The 6,078-nt window shown below is 47.7% G+C and carries 4 protein-coding genes and 1 pseudogene; 3 read left to right on the forward strand and 2 right to left on the reverse strand.

Going from position 1 to position 6,078, the window contains the following annotated elements; genetic code table 11:
* Positions 1-67 precede the first annotated feature (67 nt).
* Positions 68-907: pseudogene (locus ACJ2PR_RS34680) on the forward strand (tetraprenyl-beta-curcumene synthase family protein); the annotation flags it as partial.
* A gap of 583 nt (positions 908-1,490) precedes the next feature.
* Here the strand turns inward: ACJ2PR_RS34680 and ACJ2PR_RS34685 are convergent.
* Both ACJ2PR_RS34685 and ACJ2PR_RS34690 read right to left on the reverse strand, forming a co-directional pair.
* Positions 1,491-2,447, reverse strand: coding sequence for a DUF362 domain-containing protein (locus ACJ2PR_RS34685; protein ID WP_446880460.1), 957 nt, complete (start codon positions 2,445-2,447; stop codon positions 1,491-1,493).
* A 291-nt stretch (positions 2,448-2,738) separates the two neighbouring features.
* Positions 2,739-3,893, reverse strand: coding sequence for a DUF3095 domain-containing protein (locus tag ACJ2PR_RS34690; protein ID WP_446880461.1), 1,155 nt, complete (start codon positions 3,891-3,893; stop codon positions 2,739-2,741).
* A 164-nt stretch (positions 3,894-4,057) separates the two neighbouring features.
* Here ACJ2PR_RS34690 and ACJ2PR_RS34695 point away from each other — a divergent pair, with 164 nt between their 5' ends.
* Both ACJ2PR_RS34695 and ACJ2PR_RS34700 read left to right on the forward strand, forming a co-directional pair.
* A complete protein-coding gene (locus ACJ2PR_RS34695; RefSeq protein ID WP_446880462.1) occupies positions 4,058-4,444 on the forward strand; it encodes a DUF2358 domain-containing protein in 387 nt (128 codons plus the stop codon).
* A gap of 57 nt (positions 4,445-4,501) precedes the next feature.
* Positions 4,502-5,968: a CoA-acylating methylmalonate-semialdehyde dehydrogenase gene (locus ACJ2PR_RS34700; protein ID WP_446880463.1), complete on the forward strand. Its 1,467-nt coding sequence runs from the start codon at positions 4,502-4,504 to the stop codon at positions 5,966-5,968.
* The last annotated feature ends 110 nt before the right edge of the window (positions 5,969-6,078 follow it).

Genomic DNA, 6,078 nt, shown 5'->3' on the forward strand with positions numbered 1-6,078 from the left:
ATAAGTGACAAAAAGTATTTTACAACACATTAGCATATAGCTTCCGGTAGACCCCAAACGTCATTGTCCAGAAGCCATTCGATTTATTGTGGCCTATCAAACGATTAGCGACTACTTAGACAACCTGTGCGATCGCAGCACTTCACTTGATCCTGAAGATTTTCGTGCTCTGCATGAGTCGCTAGTTCAGGCGCTAACACCCGATGCAAAAAGGACTCACTATTATCGAGTTCGCAGCGATCAAGCGGATGGTGGCTACTTACAAAAATTGGTTAACACTTGTCAGTCTACGCTGCGTCAAATTCCTAACTACTCAAGGATTGCTCCAACCTTGCATGAGTTGGCAAATTATTACTGTGATTTGCAAGTTCATAAGCATGTCAAAGTTGAAGAGCGAGTTCCCCGCTTAAAGACCTGGTTTTCTCTATACCAGAGCCACCTTCCCGAACTTCGCTGGTATGAATTTTCTGCTTGCGCTGGATCAACGCTGGGCATCTTTTGTTTAGTGGCTTATGCCTTCGATCGAGACTTACCAGATGAACTCATCAGCCAGGTTAAGGACAGCTATTTCCCCTGGGTTCAAGGTTTACACATTCTACTAGACTATCTAATTGATCAAGAAGAAGACCGGATCAACGGCGACTTAAATTTCTGTTTCTATTACCAAAACAGCGATGAAATGATTGAGCGATTTAAGCACTTTATCCAAAACGCGACGAAAAGTGTTGCTCAGTTACCTCACACTCGGTTTCATCAATTGCTCAATCAGGCCTTACTGGGCGTTTATCTTTCAAACAAGAAGGTTAGAAGACAACCCGAAGTTCAGAGTATTGCAAAGCAGTTGATCCGCTTGGGTGGAAGTCCAGCCTCGTTTTTCTTTCGCAGTCGTTTGTTAATGTCTCACTGAGATCTAAACATAAGCTATCTCAAGCTTTGATATCCTTCGTTTTGGCAACACTGTGCGACTCTAACCTTGGAAGCTTACGATCGCTCCAAGTTGACTGACCTCTTATCGAATGGTCATTCTATTGAATAGCCATCTTATTGAACGGCTTCTCTTAATTCCGCTTGCAAAATAAATAGAGGACAATTCCTCAGCTTCGGCTTGTCTCCATGAGCCTCAAATAGGCAAACGTCGTGATGAAGAAGAAAGGCACAAAAAACCACTGAGGAGAGTTAGAGTACACCCAAACCATAAGAACGAGCCACAGAATTAAACTGACGGTCGCGAGTAGAGCTTGCATAGTTGACAAACTGATTTCAGGGGTTTACTTCGTTACTTCAGTCCCTTCACTGAATTTTCAGCCCAAAAACTTTGAAGAAACCATGAATATTTAGTTAAACTCACTTAGAAATTAGTACAACCCCCTCTGAGACGATGTTTTGACTAATTCTTTAATTTTGAGGATTTGTTAAGAAATGTAAGGCACAGAGCCAGGAGTTAACTTCTAAACCACTGTGCCTCTTCTCGTAGGATTTTGGGTCGCGCTCTAGCGGTAGGCTGCCATTGGCTCCTTGATAAAGCGAATGTAGAGATGCTTGAAGGTGGATTTTAGGACGCGCGGGGCCCCAAAGTCGATCGGCATCATTTTGTCGGGCAGTCGCCAGTCTGCAATTTGTAAGTCTTCTGGACGCAGGTTGGGAAAGTCGATCGCTGCCAATTCGGGGCACAGCCCCAACCGTTGAGAAGCCGCCAGCGTCGGTACGATCGCCGGGTCAACTTTAAGAATCTCGGCCACAGCCCGATCGAGCGCAAACACCTGATCAGAAGCCGCCAATAGACCTAATTCTCTGGGTTCACCTCCGCTGGGGCCATTCCCTTCATGTCCGATGATGCCGTCCAAAATCGTCAGGTCTGGGTCGATCGCGCGAGCCGTTTCGACCAGCATTGCCCCAAAGCGATCGCTATCTTTTCCGGCTTCCAGGTGCCACCAGGCTTTCATTTTGCCAGGAACACAGCCAAAGAGATTTTTGACCCCCATTGTCAGCGTCAACTGCATGTGAGATTTGACTTTCGGTAAATTGATCACCACATCGGCTTCGATCGCTTCTTTGGACAGCAGCAGATGATTAAATTCCTGGCTCACCGTTTCGTAACGTTTGCCTTTGAATTCAACGATCGGTAGGTTTAACGCTTCGATCAGGGGCAAATAGCCGTTTGCGATCGCGACTCCTCTGGCGCTACCAAAGGCGGGCCCGTCTCCCAAAAAGGGCTGACCTCCCACTTCTTGTACCAGTTGCGCTACACAGTGAACCACTTCTGGACGAGTGACACATTCTTTGGTCGGACGTGCGCCCGTCAACAAGTTGGGTTTGAGCAAAACCCGATCGCCCGGTTTGACAAAGGCAGAAATCCCCCCTAGCGGTCGAAGGAGCGATTCGATCGAGTCTCGCAGTTGGTCGCGATCGTAGGAGGTTGCACGAATTAAACTCACAGATGGGTTCATAACTGTATGAATGAGGGTGAAGACTATTTTTCTCACCTTACACGCAAAATCTCGATCGAGTTGTAGCGGTAGCCAATCAGATTTAGAATGCAAGCCATCAGCATTCCTATCGTTTAAGCTCAACTTCAAATAGTTGGATAATTTGCGCGATGTAACAGAATCCGTTCTCCAACAGGCAGTGTTAAGACAACCTGGCTCAAAATTGTCCATCATTTACGGCAGATTGGAGAGACAACCCGGATTTGAAATCGAAGCCAAAAAGTTCATCGAGTTGGCGTTAAATCTAATAGACTAGCTGCCCGACATCGCCTTCACCTTCGCTTTCATGGCTTTGGCGGCTAGAGCATATCCCCCATCTGCCCCATCGACAAAATGGACTTGACGACCGTTGCGCTCGTAAACAAGACAAGTCAGAAGGGCACGATCGCTCACATGCAGTCCGTAGACCAATTCACTCGATCGGGCTTTTCGCTCTAGATAGTCGGTCAGTTGTTGGCGCTGTTGAGCGTTGCCAGAAATCACCATGCGTAAAATGTCATCAAATTTGCGATAGTCAGTTGCAGCCGTAACAATTTGGCGATAGTTGCCCCAGGGCATTTCTGCAAACTTAAGCTTATATTTCATCAGCACCCAACCCAGCAGATTTTCAAGCTGAATTTTGATCAAATAGCGAAGTTTGCCCCAGCCATTTTTTTGCCTTGCCCGAACTTTGGTTTCTCGCATCAACGCTGTACTATCAAACGAAAGATGCAAGCGATCGGGGCTAATCGGATTGGCGCGATCGCTGCCATAAATCCGTTCTATCTGCTCGATAATTTCTCGATAGTGGCTCGGCTTTGCCTGCACGAGCAAACTCACCGTTTCACCATGTTGACTGCGAATGTCTTGCCAGCGACACTCTAGCCCTGTGAAATCAGCTTTGGGCATCGCAATATCTGGCGCTAAGGCGTAAAGACTGGCGGTTGCGGGATTTTTGACCAGTTCAGTCGCGTAGGTGAGGCCGCCTCCCATAAAGACGCTCTGATCATAGTTGGGCGACACTCTCAGCTTGGCGATCTTGACGGGATAGAGAGAAGCCACATCCGCCACGGGCACGATTCCGACGCGCAGATTCATTGAGAATTCTTCTCTAGCCAAATTTTGAGTCGCAAGGAGCGATCGCTTCACTCGTGACAGCAGCGTAATCGGAATCAAAATCGTCGCCCCATCGCCCCCAAATACAAACGGAATCTCGGTTTCAGCCACATTAAGAACGGCACTGATCGAGCAGGCACCCAACAAATTCACCGTTTTGTATTGCCCTTGTTCGATCGCCTCTGTAGAACCGATAATATCTGTGATCACAATTAGCCAATCGTGGGGAACGGGCACAAATTTTCTGGGATTGGTGACTTGCACAAAGTTCTTCAACACGGGCAAATCAGCGTAAAAAGATTCAGTCGTCACTTCTTGTACTCAGGAAACTTTTGTATATTTAACTACCAGTACGCCAGCTTTACTGAATTGGATCTCAGACGCATTACCGGAGCGAAAAGCGTTGAGGTTTTGTATGTCTGCAATTTAATTTTAGCGATTAATCTCTAAGACAGGTTAAATCATCCACCAAAACAATGGACATTATTCACACACTGCGAGACGACTACCAAAGGTTTCCAGCCGATCAGACTTACAGCATCTACGCTGAGAATGTCTACTTTAAAGACCCGATGAATGAGTTTCGAGGTCGCGATCGCTATCAGCAGATGATCAAACTGATCAAAACCTGGTTTCTCAACGTCAAAATGGATCTCCACAACATCCAACAGCTTGACGACCACATCAGGACAGACTGGACACTCAGTTGGAACACGCCCTTGCCCTGGAAGCCCCGAATTGCGATCGACGGCTGGAGCGAGTTGCAAATCAAAGACAATTTAATTATTTCTCATATCGACTATTGGCACTGCTCAAAACTAGACGTGTTAAAACAACATTTTTCTAGCCATCCATTCACGTAAACTTTCTCAGAATGGTTGTTACGGCAAGATGAATAAAACCATCGAGAAATTTGCAGCATGACTGTTATTCAGAATTACATCAATGGTGAATGGTGCATCGTCGATTCTTCCGAGTATTTGGATGTGATCAACCCGGCGACGACCGAGGTTTTGGCAAAGGTTCCGCTGTCTCCCGTTAGTGAAGTCAATCGCGCCGTCCAAGCCGCTAGTCAAGCCTTTAAAGCCTGGAGACGAACGCCCGCGACCGATCGCGTTCAGCCCCTTTTCAAACTCAAAGTTCTGCTCGACGACCACTTTGAAGACATTGCCCAAACCATCACGCTGGAATGTGGTAAAACTCTGGCGGAATCTAAGGGCGAAATGAGACGCGCGATCGAGAACGTTGAAGTAGCTTGCGGCATTCCGATTTTGATGCAGGGCTACAACTCCGAAGACATCGCCAAAGGCATTGATGAGATGATGATTCGTCAGCCGCTGGGCGTGACTGCAATGATTACCCCGTTTAACTTTCCGGGCATGATTCCTTTCTGGTTTGTGCCTTACGCGATCGCCTGTGGCAATACCTGCGTCATTAAGCCATCAGAACGGGTGCCGTTGACCATGCAAAAACTCTTTCATCTCTTTGAGCAGGCGGGCTTTCCCAAGGGCGTTGTCAATCTAGTGAATGGAACTAAGGCCGTCGTCGATGCCATTTTGGATCATCCCACAGTGCGATCGATCAGCTTTGTGGGTTCGACTCCCGTTGCCAAGTATGTTTACAGTCGAGCCGCCGCCAATGGCAAACGGGCCCAGTGTCAGGGGGGTGCAAAAAATCCGGTGATTGTTCTCCCCGATGCCGACATTGCTATGACCACAAAAATCATGGCGGATAGTGCGTTTGGGTGTGCAGGCCAGCGTTGTCTAGCCGCCTCGATCGCTATCACTATCGGGTCAGCCAAAGAAACCTTTACCGAAGCGATCGCAGAAACGGCCCGATCGCGTACGGTCGGATTTGGTTTAGAAGATGGCACACAAATGGGGCCCGTGATCACCGCTCAAAGCAAAGACCGAATTGAGGGGTTGATTCAAAAAGGAGCCGACGAGGGGGCAACGGTTTTGGTCGATGGACGACAGCCCAAGATTACCAACTATGAGCAAGGCTACTTTGTCCGTCCCACAATTTTGCAAAACGTCGATCCGGCTGGAGAAATCGCCCGTACAGAAATTTTTGGGCCGGTGTTGAGTCTGATTCATCTGGAAACGATCGACCAAGCGATCGCGCTCATCAACGGCGGTCAATATGGCAACATGGCTTGTCTCTTTACCTCCAGTGGTGCAGCGGCGCGTAAGTTTCGCTATGAAGCCGAAGCGGGAAACATTGGCATCAATATTGGAGTAGCAGCCCCGATGGCCTTCTTCCCGTTTAGCGGTTGGAAAGAAAGCTTTTTTGGCGATCTACATGGACAGGGACATCAAGCGATCGAGTTTTTCACCCAAACAAAAGTTGTGATCGAACGCTGGCAAGACTGGACGAGACAGTTTTAATCTCTCTTTTTAATCTTTCTAAATCCCATGAATCTTGCAGCTAGGCTATTAATTCAACGTCAGTTCGATGAACGCTTCGCTTCGCTTTTAGATCCAGGAACGCCCCCTAA

Source organism: Phormidesmis sp. 146-33 (assembly GCF_052939515.1).